Source organism: Vibrio sp. Y176, from assembly GCF_033438945.1.
In genome coordinates this window covers 1-903 of record NZ_JAWOQS010000216.1, presented here as the reverse complement: position 1 = coordinate 903, position 903 = coordinate 1, and the positions used below count along the sequence as shown (strand labels likewise).

General features: G+C 45.1%; 2 protein-coding genes. Both read left to right on the top strand.

From position 1 onward, the window contains the following. The coding region (dmeF, locus tag R7O13_RS25175) for a CDF family Co(II)/Ni(II) efflux transporter DmeF (RefSeq protein WP_318304983.1) at window positions 1–667 on the top strand (667 nt) is incomplete at its 5' end. 2 nt (window positions 668–669) lie between these two features. Then, window positions 670–903, top strand: a 234-nt coding sequence (locus R7O13_RS25170; protein ID WP_318304984.1) for a helix-turn-helix domain-containing protein, incomplete at its 3' end; no start/stop codon positions are given.

The window sequence follows — 903 nt, the reverse complement described above, 5'->3', positions numbered from 1 at the left end:
TACCGGGAAGGTCAGTGTTGTAGGTGGTTTTACGAGCGCGCTTGCTTTGGGCATGGTGGCGCTAATGATGATGGTGGAATCCGTTAACCGTTTGTTTAACCCTGAGAGTATTCAATTCAACGAAGCGATTATGGTCGCAGTGATTGGTTTGGTGGTTAACTTAGCAAGTATGTTGCTGCTGCATGATCACCATCATCATGATCACGACCACCCACATGATCATAACCATTCGCATGGACACTCGCACGAGCACCATGACCACAATCTTGCCGCCGCGTATTTTCATGTCTTGGCAGATACCTTAACGTCACTGTTGGCGATCGTCGCACTTATTATCGGTAAGTTTTACGGATGGATTTGGTTAGCTGCCATTATGGGGATCGTTGGTGCTTTGGTGATTGGTAAATGGACTCTCGGTTTGATGAAGCAAACCGCACCAGTCTTATTAGATGAGAACATTAATCACGAGTACCTACAGGCAATCAGAGAGACGCTTCAGCCATACGCAGACGTGCTGGATCTGCATGTTTGGAAGGTGAGCGGACATCATTACTCGGCTGCGATTGTGTTACATAATCGCAGTGATAAAACGTTGAGTGAATTTAAGCAATTATTGAGTAAGTTTGATAAGATTCATCACCTTACTCTAGAGTTACAAAATAGCTGATGATGAGCGAACTAGAAAAGTTGAATCAAATGCTGACTGAGTTCTATGACAAGATGTCTTCTTGGGAACAGTCAGTCGTAAAAGAAACCGGCTACTCTTTGGCCCAAGTCCATACCATTGAAGTGCTGGGCGGCCATGGTGCGCTGCGCATGAAAGAACTGGCGGAAAAGTTAGGCATCACGACCGGAACGTTAACGGTACAAATCGAAAATTTAGTGAATGCGAACTTGATAGAA